This window comes from Micromonospora sp. M42 (assembly GCF_000568915.1).
Lineage (GTDB): Bacteria > Actinomycetota > Actinomycetes > Mycobacteriales > Micromonosporaceae > Micromonospora > Micromonospora chalcea.
The window spans coordinates 6,417,445-6,432,510 of sequence record NZ_KK037233.1; the positions used below are offsets into that span (position 1 = coordinate 6,417,445).

Sequence of the window (15,066 nt, forward strand, 5' to 3'; positions counted from 1 at the left end):
GTATCGCGCGCCACCGAAGCGGTGTTGGAGGCCCGCGCGGCCCGCGGACAGGATCGAGGGCATGAGCGAACGGACGATCGCGCTGGTGACCGGCGCGAACAAGGAATCGGGTACGAGATCGCGGCCGGCCTGGGCGCGCTCGGCTGGCGGGTGGGGCGTCGGCGCCCGGGACGAGCGGCGGCTCGCCGAGGCGGTGGCGAAGCTGCGCGCGGGCGGCGTGGACGCGTTCGGCGTACCGCTGGACGTCACCGACGACGCGAGCGTTTCCGCCGCCGCCCGGCTGCTGGAGACGGAGGCCGGCGGTCTGGACGTGCTCGTCAACAACGCGGGCGTGACAGGTGGCGTGCCGCAGCACCCGGGCGACGTCGACCTCGCGACCATCCGGACCGCCGTCGAGGTGAACGTGATCGGGGTGGTCCGGGTGACCGAGGCGATGCTGCCGCTGCTGCGCCGCTCGGCGTCGCCCCGGATCGTCAACATGTCCAGCGGTGTCGGCTCGCTGACCCGGCAGAGCGCCTCCACCGGAGAGGACCAGACCGGGCCGCTGTCGGTGGCGTACTCACCGTCGAAGAGCATGCTCAACGCGGTGACCATCCAGTACGCGCGGGCGCTGGCGGACACCGGCATCCTGATCAACGCCGCCTGCCCGGGCTTCACCGCCACCGACCTCAACAGCTTCCGCGGTGTGCGGACCCCGCAGCAGGGAGCGGCGATCGCGATCCGGCTCGCGACGCTGCCCGACGACGGGCCGACCGGCGGCTACTTCGAGGACGCGGGCACGATCCCGTGGTGACTCCGGTCAGCTTCTAGACGTGACTGAGCGTGACGCTCACGGCGGGGTATACCGCTCTCAGGTGACGTCATCTTCCCCGGACGACACGCCCAGACATGCGGTGGTCCATCAGAGCGCGGTGCGGACCGGCTGTCGAGGGTGGCCCGTCAGAACCACATGACCGGGTTGCCGGTCGCCACCGACGCCGCGCACAGCCGGCGCAGCGGCTCCACGATGTAGGCGAAGTCGCTGCCCGACCGGCTCCGGGTCCGTACCGCGAGCCGTTCGGGCGGCGGCTCGCCGTGCTCGCCCACGGGTCGCATCGCCAGCACCGTCCGTGTCCCGCCGGCGGTGAGCTCCACCCGGTCGCCGGGCAGCGGCCGCTGGCCGAACCGGACGGCCCGGAACAGCGTGGCGGGCGGGTCGGCGGTGTCGACGACGAAGAAGCCGTCCGGATCTACCCCGGCCCGGAAGTCCGGGCCGAGCATGAACACCCCGTGGTAGCTCTCGACGTACTGCATCAGCACCCGGCCGGTCGCCTCGTCGATCAGTTCGACCCCGTCGGTGATCCGATCGGTGCGCGCGAACGCGTCCAGCTCGGCGAGCGCCACCGCCGCCCGCTCGGCCGGCAGCGAGCCGCCGTTGAGGTTCGGCAGCGCGGTGGCGAGCGTCGGGAAGCGCTCCGGGCCGGCGGCGCGTAGCGCCTGCTGGAACAGGCGTACGCCGGCCCAGTTGGAAACGTGCTCGCTCGCCTGCTCCATGGCCTTGTGCGGGCACGCCTCCGCCAGCCAGGCGTCGAACGTGCGGTGCGCGGCCTCGTTGCCCTCCCACTGCCGCAACAGCGCGAGACAGCCGTCCTCGTCGATGCCGACCGGTCCGACCGGGCACGGCGTGGTGAGGCCGTCCTGCCAACACCGGCAGTACACGAACGCGTCGAGTCCCACGCCGGCACGCTACCGGCGCCCGTTCGTCGGCGCGTACCCGCTTTCCCCCGGTTCGTTTCCGGCGGCCCACTTCGGGCGCGGGTCACGTGATGGCGAGCAGCATGCCGTCCCCGTGGTCGGCCGCGGCGCGGTAGAAGTCGCGCAGCGCGGTGAAGTTCGGCAGCAGGTAGGCGTCGAACTCGTCGGCGCCGTCGTCCCAGATGTGCGGGTAGATCTCGGCCTCCGACAAGGCTGCCGGGTCGAAGCGGGCCCGCAGCGTCGCCTCGTCGATCGCGTCGAGCCCGCCGGCCACAGCGCGGACGGCGTCGGGCATCAGCAGCCGGGCCGGGCCCATCCCCAGGTCCGGCCCGATCGGGTCACCACCCAGGACGGCCGGCCCGGCGTCGCCCCGGATCTCGTACGTGTCGCCGGTCAGTAGGTAGTGCAGCCCGTGCCACGCCTTGTCGAGGTCGAGCTCGTCCGGGCCACCCTGGAACAGGGTGTCGACCTTCTCCGGGTCGGCGAGGACCGCCGCCAGCTCCTCGGCGGACAGCCGACGTGCGTTGAAGATCATGCCCACGGGGTGCCTCTCGGGGGTGCCGGTCGGAATCGGCGGCAGCGTAGCGTGCGCTTGCGACAGGCATGGCACCATCGGCGCATGGCCACTGACACCCGCCACCTCGCCGTCCACATCGACCGTCCGGTCGCGGAGGTCTACGCCTTCGCCGCCGACCCGGCGAACCTGCCCCGCTGGGCGCCGGGCCTCGGCGGTTCGGTGAACCTCATCGACGGCCAGTGGTTCGTGGACACACCCGAAGGGCGGGCGCGGCTCACGTTCGCCCCGGCCAACGAGTACGGCGTGCTCGACCACGAGGTGCGGACGCCGTCGGGCGAGACGGTGTACGTGCCGTTGCGCGCCATCGCCGACGGCAACGCCACCGAGGTGGTGTTCAGCCTGCGCCGGATGCCCGGCATGAGCGACACGGACTTCGACCGGGACACCGCGCTGGTCGAGGCGGATCTGGCCCGGCTCAAGGCCGTGCTGGAGAGCGCCGCCGGCTGAGAGGCGCGCGTGGTCAGTCGGCAGTCCGGCCCCGACAGTGGCAAGGAGGGCGCGTCATGCCCCTGCTGCGGATCCACCTCGACAGCGACCCGACCACCGCCCGCCGCGTCCTGCAGACGCATCGCGAGGGCGGCGTGCATCACGAGTCGCGGGAAGCGGCCCGGGAGCAGGTGTGGCGCCAGGGCCGCACCCCGGCCGGTGACCCGGTCTTCGTCGGCATCACCAACGGACGCCGCAACGTGCAACTGCTCTACGACGTCGAGGTCTACTCCGATACCGTCCCGTGAACGCAAGCGGCACTCACGCCCCTGAAATGGGAATTGCGCGCCGGGCTCGGCCGGTGATCGTGAGCGGGACGAAATTCGACGCACCTGGGCGCCGAATGCAATTCTTGATTCAGTCGCCGATCGCGTCCCGCATTCGTTCCCTCGTCCAGTATTCGGACGGGTCGGTGGCACCCGGGCTCGGATTGTGGGTAGCGACCACCGGGCCGGGCGGCGCCGGCCGCGCCGCGCCGCCGTCGCGCGCCGCGACGACCACGACGGCCACAGCCACGGCGAGCGCCGCGACGGCGGCCGCGCCGAGCAGTACACGATGTGACATGTCGCCTCCTCCGGACCGGTCGACCGGTGCCGGTCCGCCTGGTGCGCCGGCGGCACACCAGGCGGACCGTCGTTCACCAGGTGTCGTTCGCGTACGTGTTGTAGAGCGTCCCCACCACCGCGGCGGAGAAGTACGGCGAGCCGTTCGTGTTCGTGCCGCTCGAGTAGCTCATCACCCCGTGCACGTCACCGCGCCTGGTGGTGTTGTCGTAGCTGTAGTACCACGGGCCGCCGCTCGAACCGCCCCCGAAGCCGCAGTTCATCTCGATCCGGTTGCTGCCCGCGTCCCGCGACGTGCCCGAGCAGACCCACTGGATCTCGCCGCTGTCCTTGTTGCTCGGGTAGCCGAAGACGTCGTAGTGGTACGCGCGCCCACCGCCGGTGAGCAGGCCGTTCGCGCCGACCGCGTCCACGATCGACCGGCTGCCGTAGACGAGCGCGACCGCCACGTCGTACTGCCGCTCGCGGGTGCTGATCCAGCCGCTGGGCACCGCCAGCGTGGACCAGTCCCAGGTGCCGTACGGCTGCGCGCCGTTGCGGTAGGACGGCACGAACATCCAGTTCGCGGTGTGCCAGTCCCGGCCCGGCCCGTCGTGCACGCAGTGCGCGGCGGTGAAGACCATGTTGCGCGCCGGGCTGTTCACCACGCTCGCCGAGCAGTAATGGCCCAGGCCGTCGGTCGAGCTGGTGTAGAAGATCTTCCCCACCGTGATCGACTCGTTGAGCTGGGCGCCGAAGCCGCTGCCGTCCTTCGGCGCCACCGCCTCCGCGAAGCGCCGTACCCGCTCCGCCGTGGGGCTCTGGGTGACCGGGCCGGCGGCCTTCTCCACCTCGTCGGCGGGAGTGGCCGCCGCCATCCGCTCGGCCGTCCAGTATGCCCTGGCCTGCCCGGCCGACGACCCCACCTTGCGCTCGATCGAGGTCACCGCGGCCGGAGCAGCGGTGCCGGAGGTGGTGTCGGTGGCGGCCTGAGCCGGAGTGCCGGCGAGGATCGTCGGCAGGATCAGGGCCGGCAGGGCCAGAAGTCTGATCGTCGTCTTCATGAAATCCTTCCCAGTTTTCGATTCCCGGATCGAAACTGGAGCGCCCCGTTGTTCATCGCGATGTCGGCAACGTATCGACGGGATTCGGAGCGTGTCAATGAATCATGGACGTCGATTGTTTGCGGTGTCGGATGTGCGATCGGGGAGGGCGGGGACATCATCGAATTGCAATTCCGGGTCCGTGAGCGGCGCTCGACCTCGGTAGCCTCGAAGCCGTGACGAAGCGACCGGGGCCACGATGACTGCTGATCCGCCGCCTGCCGCCGAACGACTGATCTTTGCCGAGATGACCGTCGACGACCTCGACGACATGGCCGCCATGCTCGGCGACCCGCTCGTGATGCGCTACTACCCGCGGCCGAAGACCCGGGCGGAGGCACTGGACTGGATCCGCTGGAGCGAGGGCCTCTACCGCAGCCACGGCTTCGGACTGTGGGTGCTCAGGTCACGGGCGACAGGCGAGTTCGTCGGCGACTGCGGTCTCACTCCGCAGCCGGTGGACGGGGTGATGGAGGTCGAAGTCGGTTACCACCTGCTGACCGCAACGCAGGGTTACGGGTACGCCACGGAGGCGGCGGCTGCGTGTCGCGACCACGCGCGCGACCGGCTGGGCGTCGACCGCCTCGTCGCGATCATCCACCCGGACAACACGCCCTCGCAGCGGGTCGCGGAGCGGATCGGGCTGAGCTTCGAGCGTGCGACGACGTCCGGATCGGGGGATCCGGTGCACGTCTACGCTGCGCGGCTGGCCTGACCGGCTCAGCGGCGGGTCGACGTCAGGAACCGGGTCCACGCGGCCGGGGTGAAGGTGAGCACCGGCCCGGCCGGGTCCTTCGAGTCGCGGACGCCGACCACACCGGGCAGGTTGCCGGCGACCTCGACGCAGTTGCCACCGTTGCCGCCGCTGCGGGTGCTCTTGCGCCACCGGGCGCCGCTCAGGTCCATGCCGCCGCCACTTCCCTCAGCAGTTCCAGGGTCCGCGCGCGGGGCAGCGCTTCGCCCCGGATGCGTTCCCACCGACGCTCCAGGGTAGCAATCTCCGAGGGCTGCTCGATGATCTGCGCGCGGGCCTGGCTGTCCACATGCGCCACCCGGTTGCCGTCGCGCAGCTCCGCGATGACGAACGGCCCGTCCAGCCCGGGATAGGTCGGCGTGTCGGCCGGCACCACGTGGAGCTGCACGTTCGGCAGCTCGGCGCAGGCGAGCAGGTGGGTCACCTGCGCGGCCATCAGCGCCCGGTCGCCGGCGGCGGCGCGGCGCAGCACCTGCTCGTCGAGCACCACGACGTACAGCGGCCCGCGCGGCCGGGTGAGGATGCCCTGCCGGTCCAGCCGGGCGGTGACCAGGTCGGTGATCTCGTCGGCGGTCAGCGGCTGGCCGATGAACGTGGCCCGGGCGTACGCCTCGGTCTGCAACAGACCCGGCACCCACGCCAGCTCGAACGTGCGTAGCGCGACCGCCTCGCGTTCGATGTCCACCCACGGGCGGAACCAGACGGGCTCGCGGCGGCGGACCGCGTCCGGCCAGAGCGCCTCGATCGGCTGGCCCAGCAGGTTCGCCACAGTCGCGCGGTGCCGGCTCTGCGGGATGTGCCCGGGGTTCGCCCACCGGGCCACCGTCTTCGGGTGCAGGCCGAGCCGCTCCGCCAGGCTCTCGGCGGTGTGGCCGGCGCCGGCCAGCGCGGTGACGAAGGCATGGTTCATGCCCATTCCTCCCCGGAGCAAAAGAACCGTCCGGAGGAGATTACACAACGCTGTGTGATTGTTCGGGCACCCTCGGCACGGTGGAGGCATGACCGAACCGACACCCACATCGGCGTACCCCCGGGTGGTGCTGCCGCTCACCGGCCACCGCGCGTGCGGTCCGGCCTGGCGCTGCGACCGCTGCGGCGAGCCCTGGCCGTGCCCGACCCTGCGGGCCGCGCCCACCGACGCGGCCCGCCGCGCCACGATGATCCCCGAGTTCTCCCGGCTCACCCGGCAGGCCATCCGCGACCTGCGCGGCCACCCCGACGGCCCGGACCCGATCGCGATCGTGCGGCGCTTCCTGTGGTTCCTGCCGCTCACCGACGCCGAGGCACGCGCCGTCGCGCTCCGCCTCCGCTGAGATGTAAGGAAGGGCCCCTTCTTAACAGACGTCTGTTAAGAAGGGGCCCTTCCTTACATCCAAGATCAGCTGGCGATCATGCGGCGCAGCACGTACTGCAGGATGCCGCCGTGCCGGTAGTAGTCCGCCTCACCCGGGGTGTCGATGCGGACCACGGCGTCGAACTCCACGCCGGTGTCGGTGGTGACCTTCACCGTGCGCGGGGTGTCGCCGTCGTTCAGCGCGGTCACGCCGCTGATCGAGAACGTCTCCGTGCCGGTCAGGCCCAGCGACTCGGCGGTCTCGCCGCCCGGGAACTGCAGCGGCAGCACGCCCATGCCGATCAGGTTCGAGCGGTGGATCCGCTCGTACGACTCGGCGATGACCGCCTTCACGCCCAGCAGCATGGTGCCCTTCGCCGCCCAGTCCCGCGACGAGCCGGAGCCGTACTCCTTGCCGGCCAGGATGACCAGCGGGACGCCCGCCTCCTGGTACGCCATCGAGGCGTCGTAGATCGAGGTCTGCTCACCGGTCAGGTGGTTGACGGTGAAGCCGCCCTCGACACCCGGGACGAGCTGGTTACGCAGCCGGATGTTGGCGAACGTGCCCCGGATCATCACCTCGTGGTTGCCCCGGCGGGAGCCGTACGAGTTGAACTCGTGCCGGGCCACGCCGTGCTCGGCCAGGTACTTGCCGGCGGGGGAGTCCGCCTTGATCGAGCCGGCCGGGGAGATGTGGTCGGTGGTCACCGAGTCGCCCAGCTTCGCCAGCACGCGCGCGTCGGCGATGTCCTGCACCGGGGCCGGCTCCTGCTGCATGCCCTCGAAGTACGGGGGCTTGCGCACGTACGTCGACTCGCCGTCCCAGGAGAACGTGTCACCGGTCGGCGTCGGCAGCGACTGCCAGCGCTCGTCACCGGCGAACACGTCGGCGTACGCGGCGCTGAAGCCGGTCGCGCCGATCGCGGAGGCGATGACGTCCTGGATCTCGGCGCTGTTCGGCCAGATCTCCCGCAGGTACACCGGGTTGCCCTGGGCGTCCTCGCCGATCGGCTCGTTGGCCAGGTCGATGTCCATGGTGCCGGCGAGCGCGTACGCGACCACCAGCGGCGGGGACGCCAGGTAGTTCATCTTGACGTCCGGGTTGATCCGGCCCTCGAAGTTGCGGTTGCCGGACAGCACCGACACGACGGCGAGGTCGCCCTCGTTGACGGCGGCGGAGACCTCCTCCGGCAGCGGGCCGGAGTTGCCGATGCAGGTGGTGCAGCCGTAGCCGACCAGGTTGAAGCCGAGCTTCTCCAGGTACGGGGTGAGGCCGGCGCGGTCGTAGTAGTCCATGACGACCTTCGATCCCGGCGCGAGGGTGGTCTTCACCCACGGCTTGCGGGCCAGGCCCTTCTCCACCGCGTTGCGGGCCAGCAGCGCGGCGCCGATCATGACCTGCGGGTTTGAGGTGTTGGTGCAGGAGGTGATCGCGGCGATCACCACGGCGCCGTGGTCCAGCTCGTACTCGACGCCGTCGGCGCCGGTCACGCGTACCGGATTGCTGGCCCGGCCGCCCGCGCCCACGGCGGCGGTCTCCAGGTCGCGCGGTGCGTCCGCCGGGTCGTTCACGCCGTTGGCGGGGGAGTCGCTGGCCGGGAAGGACTCGGCGGACGCCTCGTCGGCCGGGCCGTCGGCGCCGAACGGCTTCTCCTGCTGCGGCACGCCCGGCTTGCGGCCCGGGTCGCCACCGGTCTCGTCGGCGGCCACGTAGTCGCTGAGCGCGGAGCGGAACAGCGTCTTGGCGCTGCCCAGCGGCACCCGGTCCTGCGGGCGCTTCGGGCCGGCCAGCGACGGCTCGATGGTGCTCAGGTCCAGCTCGAGGCGCTCGGAGTACTCCGGCTCGCGCTCCGGGTCGTGCCAGAGGCCCTGCTCCTTGGCGTACGCCTCGACCAGCGCCACCTGCTGTGCGTCGCGGCCGGTCAGCTCCAGGTAGCGGACGGTCTCGGCGTCGATCGGGAAGATCGCCACGGTCGAGCCGTACTCCGGCGACATGTTGCCGATGGTGGCGCGGTTGGCCAGCGGCACGGCGCTGACGCCGGGGCCGTAGAACTCGACGAACTTGCCGACCACGCCGTGCTTGCGCAGCATCTCGGTGATGGTCAGCACCAGGTCGGTGGCGGTGGTGCCGGCCGGCATCTCGCCGGAGAGCTTGAAGCCGACGACGCGGGGGATCAGCATGCTGACCGGCTGGCCGAGCATCGCGGCCTCGGCCTCGATGCCGCCGACGCCCCAGCCCAGCACGCCCAGGCCGTTGACCATGGTGGTGTGCGAGTCGGTGCCGACGACCGTGTCCGGGTACGCCTGGCCGTTGCGCTCCATGATCGTACGAGCCAGGTACTCGATGTTGACCTGGTGCACGATGCCGGTGCCCGGCGGGACGACCTTGAACTCGTTGAACGCGGTCTGACCCCAGCGCAGGAACTGGTAGCGCTCCTTGTTGCGCTCGTACTCCAGCTCGACGTTGCGCTCGAAGGCGTCCTCGCGGCCGAACAGGTCGGCGATGACCGAGTGGTCGATGACCAGCTCGGCCGGAGCGAGGGGGTTGACCTTCGTGGCGTCGCCGCCGAGGTCGCGTACCGCCTCGCGCATGGTGGCCAGGTCGACCACGCAGGGCACGCCGGTGAAGTCCTGCATCAGCACCCGCGCCGGGGTGAACTGGATCTCCACGCTCGGGTCGGCGGTGGCGTCCCACGCGCCGAGCTGCTGGATGTGGTCGGCGGTGATGTTCGCGCCGTCCTCGGTCCGCAGCAGGTTCTCCAGCAGGATCTTCAAGCTGTAGGGCAGTCGCTCGTGGCCCTCCACCTTGTCGATCTTGAAAATCTCGTAGCTCGCGTCTCCGACGCGTAGCTGGGTCTTCGCACCGAAGGTGTCGAGGCTCGCCACGTCGTACTCCTTCACACCAGCGACCGTGAGTAGTCCTGAGCAGTTTGTCGCACCGACCGGAGCGCCGCCGTGCTTAGGCAACACTTACCTGCGTCGGTCTCTACAAAACCGTACGTCCGTCTTGCTATTCACGCAACCTCGTGCCACGCTGCGGGACGAGGAGGTGCCACCATGATCCATCACGTCCTGCTCGCCTGCCCCCGCGGCTCCGAGGATCTGTCCCGCTCCTTCTACACCGGCCTGCTCGGCCTCACCGAGAAGCCCAAACCCCCGGCCCTCGCCGCCCGCGGTGGTTGCTGGTTCACCGGGTACGACGCCGAACTGCACCTGGGCGTCGAGGACGACTTCCGTCCCGCCCGCAAGGCCCACCCGGCCCTGGTGCGCCCCGACCTCGACGAGCTGGCCGCCCGCCTGGACGCCGCCGGCCACGCCGTGACCTGGGGCGACGAGGAGATTCCCGGCATGCGGCGGTTCCACACGCACGACCCGCACGGCAACCGGCTGGAGTTCTTGGCCCCCGCCGGATGACCGGGCGCGGGTAGGGTCGGCGGGGTGGTCGACGTACAGCACTGGCTCGCCGCCCTCCCACCGGGCCTGATCTGCCTGCTCGTGGGCGTGGTGATCGGCGTCGAGAGCATGGGCATCCCGCTGCCCGGCGAGATCGTGCTGGTCAGCGCCGCCCTGCTCGCCGCCACCGGCGCCGTCGGGCCCGAGTGGGTGGCCGCCGCCGCAGCCACCGGCGCGATCCTCGGCGACTCCGTCGGGTACGCCGTCGGCCGCCGCGGTGGCCGTCCCCTCTTGGAGCGGCTCGGTCGGCGCTTCCCGAAACACCTCGGCCCCGCGCACCTGGCCCGCGCCGAGTTGAGCTTCGCCCGGCACGGTGTCTGGGCGGTGTTCTTCGGGCGGTTCGTCGCGCTGCTGCGCATCCTCGCCGGGCCGCTCGCCGGGGCGCTGCGCGTGCCGTACCGCCGGTTCCTGATCGCCAACGCCGCGGGCGGGCTGGTCTGGGCGTTCGGCACCACCTACCTGTTGTTCTATCTGGGGCAGGCCGCCGAGCACTGGCTCAAGGACATCTCCTGGGCCGGGCTGGTGCTGGCCGTGCTGGCCGGCGTGGTGAGCACCGCGTGGCTGCGCCGCCGAGCCAAGCGCCTGCAGCCCCTGGACAGCCCCGACACCCCCGACCCGGTCCCCGCAGCCGACCGCTGACCCACCCCGCCCGCACTCCGGTCCCCGCCCTGGGCCATGGCCCCTGCTCCGTTCCCCGGCCCTGCTCCGGTCTCCGCCTCGCCTAGCTGCCTCCCCCGGGCGCCGCCGCCGAGGTGATCAAGGAGTTTGTGTACGGAATCGGCCCGCCAGAGGACCAAAACTCCTTGATCGTCCGGCGTGGGCGCTGGCTGGTGGGCTGTAGGCCGGGAAAGCGAGAACGGGCGGGGCGAGCGGGAACGGGTGCTCAAGCGCGGGTGCGGGATTCCGGTGCGCCGCCCGCCCCGTTGATCATGAGGTTGGCGGCAGTTTGTGTCTGTTTTGTCCCGGCCAACCTCATGATCAACGAGACGGGGTGAGGGCGTGGGGAGATCTGGTGGTGCGATGGCCGGTGGTCAGGGGGCGGTCAGCAGGTCGAGCAGGGTGTCGCGGGCGGTGCGTACGGCGGCCCGGGACTCCTCGGTGTGGTCCAGCGCGTCGAATCCGTGCTGACCGTTCGGCACGTCCACCACGTGCAGCGGGATGCCGCGCCGCCGGGCGACCACCGTGAACGCCTCGATGGTGGGTGCGACCTCGGGCCGTTCCCGGCCCGCCCTGGTCAGCACCAGCGTCGGCCGAGCCGGCTCGGCCGGCCGCGCGGCGTCGATGCCCGTGCCGCCGGAGTCCACGCTGCCCGGCGTCGTGGTGTCGTCCGGCAGCGCCGGGGTGGCGGTGGCGTCGCCGGTGGGGGCGGGCAGGTCGAGCGCGTCGATCGGGCGGAAGCGCGGATCCACCGGGGGCCACCCGGGCAGCGGGGCCAGCAGCGGATAGGTCGCGGCCAGGCCGCGCAGCCAGCGGGGCGGGTCGCGGAGCCAGTCGCCGAGCAGCAGGCCGGCGCCGGAGAAGAACCAGAGGCCGAGCCGGTCGGCGTCGACGCGAGAATCGGCGCGGAGCAGTTCGGCGGCGGCGGCGACCCGCGCGGCGACGGCGTACAGGTCGTCGGGGCCGGCCACGGTGAGCTGGGGAATCGCGGCCAGCACGCCCCGCTCGGCGAGCAGCGCGCCGTAACCGCGGTAGAGCGGCCAGTCGCGCGCGTCCGGCGCGTCGGGCGGGCCCGGCACGCCGTGCACGATCACGACTGCGGGGTGCCGGCCGTCGCCGGTGGGGACGTGCAGGTCGACGTCGCCGTGCCGCTCCACCGCGGCGGGCCGGGGGTCGAGGACGAACGGGCTTTCCCAGAAACTGGTTCCCATCACGCCGATGCTAGGAGAACCCGCCCGGTCGCGCCGCCCCGTGACTGTCCGCTCAGGAGGACGACGACGCCTTCGCGTGCCGTTCGCGCAGCCGGTCCCGGATCTCCTCCGGTGTGTACGCGCGGCGCCGCCGTTCCGCGCGCGCCACGACCACTCCGGTCGCCGCGACGCCGGCGAGACCCGCGAGTCCGAGTACCTTCCACCACCGCATCCGTTGCCGCATCCGCTTAGGGTAGTCCTCCATGAGCATCAGCCTGGACGAGGCCGTGGAGCTGACCCGCACCGGCGATCTGTGGGTGTTCCGCGGGCGCAGCGTGCCGGACCGCGCCATTCAGCTCACCACCAACAGCCCGGTCAACCATGTGGGCATGGCGGTGGTGCTCGACGACATGCCGCCGCTGATGTGGCACGCCGAGCTGGGCCGTTCGCTGCCGGACATGTGGACCGGCACCCACCAGCGTGGCGTGCAGTTGCACGACCTGCGCGACGCGGTCTGCGTCTGGGCCAACCGGTACGGCCAGCGGGGCTGGCTGCGTCAGCTCGAACCGCCGGCCGACCCGGCGATGGAGGAGGCGGTGCTGCGTACCGTGGCTCGTCTCGACGGCACGCCGTTCCCGTCCACCGCGCAACTCGCCTGGCGGTGGGCCCGGGGCCGGGTGCCGCACCCGCGCCGCCTGAGCCTCGGCGGCATCAAGGGCCGGATCGGCGGCCGGGGCCGGACCAGGAGCGGAGACGAAAGCACGGACGGCGGGCAGAGCAGCGACAACGCGTTGGAGACGGCGTACTGCGCCGAGGTGGTGGCGGTGACGTACGAGGCGATGGGTCTGCTGCCCGCCGGGCGGCGGCCCAACTGGTACGACCCGGGACGGTTCTGGAGCGGCGACGACCTGGCCCTCAGCGGCGGCGCGCGCCTCGGCGCCGAGATCGAGGTGCGGATCCCGCCGCGCTGAGGAAGGTTTGCCGCCGCGCCGGGCCGGTAATGAGGAGCGTCGTGACGGCTTCCACCGACCTCGACACGCTCACCGACTTCTTCGACCGGTACGGCGTGGCGCTGACCACCGCCGACGTGCCGGCCATCGCCGGCTGCTACGCCCTGCCCGGGCTGGTGGTCGCCGACACCTACAGCTTCTCGTTCACCTCGCCGGCGGCGGTGGCGCTCAGCTTCGTCGGCGCCGCCCCCGACTACCAGGAGCGGGAACTGGTGGCCGCGAACGCGCAGATCGAGGACGTGCAACAGGTCTCGGCGCTGCTCACCGAGGTGGCGGTGCGCTGGGAGTTCCTGGACAGCCAGGGCGGCGCGGTGCCCGGCGAGCGTTACCGCTACCTGCTGCGTACCACCGAGGACGGTCCGGTCATCTGCCTGTCATCCGTACCGCCTGATCGTGGTGGTGCGGGTCCTTTCAATTTATAAGGTCTAAAGGGTAACACGTCGACGTACTTGACATGATTAGCGCCGGCTCAATACCACGTCATGCGCCGACACTCGCTAAAACTCGACATACTATAGACAAGACCCAGCATCAACCGCGGATTATTACTGGAAGCGACACCTGGTTTGCGACCACATGCGATGAGAGGCTTTGCCGCAAGGATTACTTTCGTAATGAGAGCTCTCGCGGCACGTAGAAGTCAGCAGACAATCAAACGCGGCCGGCCACGCGGGCCGGCCGCCGCACCGACGGACGTCAGCGGTGGTGGGCGCCGGCCCAGCGGTCGGCCTCGGGGGCCGGGTGCAGGCCGGGCTCGTGCAGGCCCTCCTCGGTGACCTGGCCGATCCGGCGGTACGTCTCGGGCCGGCTGGTGCGCAGCACCGCGCCCCAGATCAGGCCGAGCACGCCCGCCGCCACCGGAATCGCCGGCAGCAGCCACTTCAGGTAGCTCGCGGTGTCGGGCGCGAGCAGCGCGTCGAAGTTGAACAGCAGCACCAGCAGCACGGCGGTGAGCAGGATCGTGCCGAGCCCCGGGGCGATCGCCCGCTGCCACGCGCTCTCCGGGCCGGGACGGCCCCGGAAGAAGCCCACGACGGAGGCCGAGGTGAGCGTCATCAGCAGCACGACGCCGACCGCCGCCGCGCCGGACAGCCAGGTGAACAGGTCGATGACCGGGTCACGGCCGGTCATCGCGAACGCCAGGAACACCACCACGGCGAGGATGCTCTGCACCAGCGAGCCCGCCACCGGGGCGCCGCTGCGGCTGGAGGTCGCGCCGAGGAAGCCCGGCAGGACCCGCTCGCGGCCCAGCGCGAACAGGTACCGCGCCACGCCGTTGTGGAACGACAGCAGGGCGGCGAGCACGCTGGTGATGAACAGGACGTTGGCGATGTCCGCGACGACCGCGCCGGTGTACTGGTCGAGCGCGCCGAAGATGACGCCGGGCCCCGCCTCGGCGCTGGCCGCCGGCGCGTTCTCCGGGCCGGTCAGCACGGTCAGCGCCCACGCGGAGAAGGCGTAGAACAGGCCGGTGAACGCGACGGCGATGTAGGTGGCCCGGGCCACCGTGCGCCGCGGGTCCTTGACCTCCTCGCTGTAGATGGCGCCGCTCTCGAAGCCGGTGAAGGAGGCGATGGTGAATGCGAGCACCGCGCCGAAGCCGGCGCCGAACAGGTGGCCGGGGCTGATGCCGGCGGTGGTGACGGCGCCGCCGGCCGGGTTCGCGAAGGCGACCAGGTCGAAGATCAGCACGGCGATGCACTCGAGGATGAGCAGCACCGCCAGCACGGTGGCGTTCAGGTCGATGCGCAGGACGCCGAGCGCGCCGATGAAGACCCAGGCCAGCAGCGCCCAGACCCACCAGTCGAGGCTGATGCCGGTCTTGGCGTCCATGAAGTCGCCGAGGATCGCGCCGAGCAGGCCGTAGAGACCGATCTGAATCGCGTTGTACGCGGCCAGCGCGACGGCCGAGCCGGCCACCCCGCCGGCTCGACCGAGGCCGTTGGCGATGTACGCGTAGAACGCGCCCGCGTTGGCGACGTACCGGCTCATCGCGGCGTAGCCGGTGGCGAAAACGGCGAGCACTGCCGCGAGCAGCACGTATCCGAGCGCGGCGCCGATGTTGCCGCTGACCGCGTACATGGTGGTGACGCCACCGCCGAGAACGGTCAGCGGGGCCGACGCGGCGACGGTGAAGAAGACGAGGTGAGCGGTGCCGAGACGACCGCGGCGCAGCCCACCGTCAGAGAAAAACGGATCGGAGGACAAGGCTTCTCCAGGGGAGGGG

General features: G+C 71.4%; 18 protein-coding genes and 1 pseudogene. 9 read left to right on the plus strand and 10 right to left on the minus strand.

All coding sequences use genetic code 11. The features are described 5' to 3' along the window. Nucleotides 1-61: 61 nt before the first annotated feature. A complete protein-coding gene (locus MCBG_RS29745; RefSeq protein ID WP_223201378.1) occupies nucleotides 62-793 on the plus strand; it encodes an SDR family NAD(P)-dependent oxidoreductase in 732 nt (243 codons plus the stop codon). Between the two features lie 146 nt (nucleotides 794-939). Here the strand turns inward: MCBG_RS29745 and MCBG_RS29750 are convergent, their stop codons facing one another. Both MCBG_RS29750 and MCBG_RS29755 read right to left on the minus strand, forming a co-directional pair. Continuing rightward, entirely contained in the window at nucleotides 940-1,716 is a 777-nt protein-coding gene (locus MCBG_RS29750; RefSeq protein WP_043329672.1) for a hypothetical protein, read from the minus strand. An 82-nt stretch (nucleotides 1,717-1,798) separates the two neighbouring features. After that, the gene (locus tag MCBG_RS29755; protein WP_223201379.1) at nucleotides 1,799-2,269 is read right to left on the minus strand and encodes a YfbM family protein; all 471 of its coding nucleotides are present in this window, start codon (nucleotides 2,267-2,269) and stop codon (nucleotides 1,799-1,801) included. Nucleotides 2,270-2,353: 84 nt separating this feature from the next. On the opposite strand from MCBG_RS29755, the gene MCBG_RS29760 reads away from it, so the two are divergent. Then, nucleotides 2,354-2,758, plus strand: coding sequence for an SRPBCC family protein (locus MCBG_RS29760; protein WP_043329676.1), 405 nt, complete (start codon nucleotides 2,354-2,356; stop codon nucleotides 2,756-2,758). Between the two features lie 56 nt (nucleotides 2,759-2,814). Beyond that, nucleotides 2,815-3,045, plus strand: a complete 231-nt coding sequence (locus tag MCBG_RS29765; protein ID WP_043329678.1) for a hypothetical protein — start codon at nucleotides 2,815-2,817, stop codon at nucleotides 3,043-3,045. Nucleotides 3,046-3,154: 109 nt separating this feature from the next. Here the strand turns inward: MCBG_RS29765 and MCBG_RS29770 are convergent, their stop codons facing one another. Both MCBG_RS29770 and MCBG_RS29775 read right to left on the minus strand, forming a co-directional pair. Beyond that, nucleotides 3,155-3,361: a hypothetical protein gene (locus MCBG_RS29770; protein ID WP_043329680.1), complete on the minus strand. Its 207-nt coding sequence runs from the start codon at nucleotides 3,359-3,361 to the stop codon at nucleotides 3,155-3,157. Between the two features lie 73 nt (nucleotides 3,362-3,434). Then, complete coding sequence (locus tag MCBG_RS29775; RefSeq protein WP_043329682.1) at nucleotides 3,435-4,403, minus strand: trypsin-like serine peptidase; 969 nt, start codon at nucleotides 4,401-4,403, stop codon at nucleotides 3,435-3,437. 238 nt (nucleotides 4,404-4,641) lie between these two features. On the opposite strand from MCBG_RS29775, the gene MCBG_RS29780 reads away from it, so the two are divergent. Continuing rightward, on the plus strand, nucleotides 4,642-5,157 hold the full coding sequence (locus MCBG_RS29780; protein ID WP_043329684.1) for a GNAT family N-acetyltransferase: 516 nt from the start codon (nucleotides 4,642-4,644) through the stop codon (nucleotides 5,155-5,157). 5 nt (nucleotides 5,158-5,162) lie between these two features. Here MCBG_RS29780 and MCBG_RS29785 read toward each other — a convergent pair whose 3' ends face one another. Beyond that, nucleotides 5,163-5,348: a DUF397 domain-containing protein gene (locus tag MCBG_RS29785; RefSeq protein WP_043329686.1), complete on the minus strand. Its 186-nt coding sequence runs from the start codon at nucleotides 5,346-5,348 to the stop codon at nucleotides 5,163-5,165. Then, nucleotides 5,339-6,106, minus strand: coding sequence for a DUF5753 domain-containing protein (locus MCBG_RS29790; protein ID WP_043329688.1), 768 nt, complete (start codon nucleotides 6,104-6,106; stop codon nucleotides 5,339-5,341). Before MCBG_RS29790 ends, MCBG_RS29785 begins: the two co-directional genes overlap by 10 nt. Before the next feature lie 88 nt (nucleotides 6,107-6,194). Between MCBG_RS29790 and MCBG_RS29795 the strand changes: the two genes are divergently transcribed. After that, nucleotides 6,195-6,509, plus strand: coding sequence for a hypothetical protein (locus MCBG_RS29795; RefSeq protein ID WP_043329691.1), 315 nt, complete (start codon nucleotides 6,195-6,197; stop codon nucleotides 6,507-6,509). A gap of 65 nt (nucleotides 6,510-6,574) precedes the next feature. On the opposite strand, the gene MCBG_RS29800 is transcribed toward MCBG_RS29795, so the two are convergent. Continuing rightward, nucleotides 6,575-9,430, minus strand: a complete 2,856-nt coding sequence (locus MCBG_RS29800) for an aconitate hydratase (protein ID WP_043329693.1) — start codon at nucleotides 9,428-9,430, stop codon at nucleotides 6,575-6,577. 156 nt (nucleotides 9,431-9,586) lie between these two features. Here MCBG_RS29800 and MCBG_RS29805 point away from each other — a divergent pair, with 156 nt between their 5' ends. Both MCBG_RS29805 and MCBG_RS29810 read left to right on the plus strand, forming a co-directional pair. After that, a complete protein-coding gene (locus MCBG_RS29805; protein WP_043329695.1) occupies nucleotides 9,587-9,943 on the plus strand; it encodes a VOC family protein in 357 nt (118 codons plus the stop codon). Between the two features lie 24 nt (nucleotides 9,944-9,967). Next, nucleotides 9,968-10,621 (plus strand): DedA family protein, encoded by a 654-nt coding sequence (locus tag MCBG_RS29810; RefSeq protein ID WP_043329697.1) that lies wholly within the window; start codon nucleotides 9,968-9,970, stop codon nucleotides 10,619-10,621. 392 nt (nucleotides 10,622-11,013) lie between these two features. On the opposite strand, the gene MCBG_RS29815 is transcribed toward MCBG_RS29810, so the two are convergent. Both MCBG_RS29815 and MCBG_RS29820 read right to left on the minus strand, forming a co-directional pair. Beyond that, entirely contained in the window at nucleotides 11,014-11,850 is an 837-nt protein-coding gene (locus tag MCBG_RS29815; protein ID WP_223201380.1) for a dienelactone hydrolase family protein, read from the minus strand. Nucleotides 11,851-11,902: 52 nt separating this feature from the next. Next, nucleotides 11,903-12,094, minus strand: coding sequence for a hypothetical protein (locus MCBG_RS29820; protein ID WP_036343738.1), 192 nt, complete (start codon nucleotides 12,092-12,094; stop codon nucleotides 11,903-11,905). Here MCBG_RS29820 and MCBG_RS29825 point away from each other — a divergent pair. Both MCBG_RS29825 and MCBG_RS29830 read left to right on the plus strand, forming a co-directional pair. Next, complete coding sequence (locus MCBG_RS29825; protein WP_043329701.1) at nucleotides 12,093-12,800, plus strand: hypothetical protein; 708 nt, start codon at nucleotides 12,093-12,095, stop codon at nucleotides 12,798-12,800. The genes MCBG_RS29820 and MCBG_RS29825 overlap by 2 nt on opposite strands. Before the next feature lie 41 nt (nucleotides 12,801-12,841). Beyond that, nucleotides 12,842-13,230, plus strand: a pseudogene (locus tag MCBG_RS29830) (hypothetical protein). 305 nt (nucleotides 13,231-13,535) lie between these two features. Here MCBG_RS29830 and MCBG_RS29835 read toward each other — a convergent pair. Then, entirely contained in the window at nucleotides 13,536-15,047 is a 1,512-nt protein-coding gene (locus tag MCBG_RS29835) for an APC family permease (RefSeq protein WP_043329703.1), read from the minus strand. Between the last annotated feature and the right edge of the window lie 19 nt (nucleotides 15,048-15,066).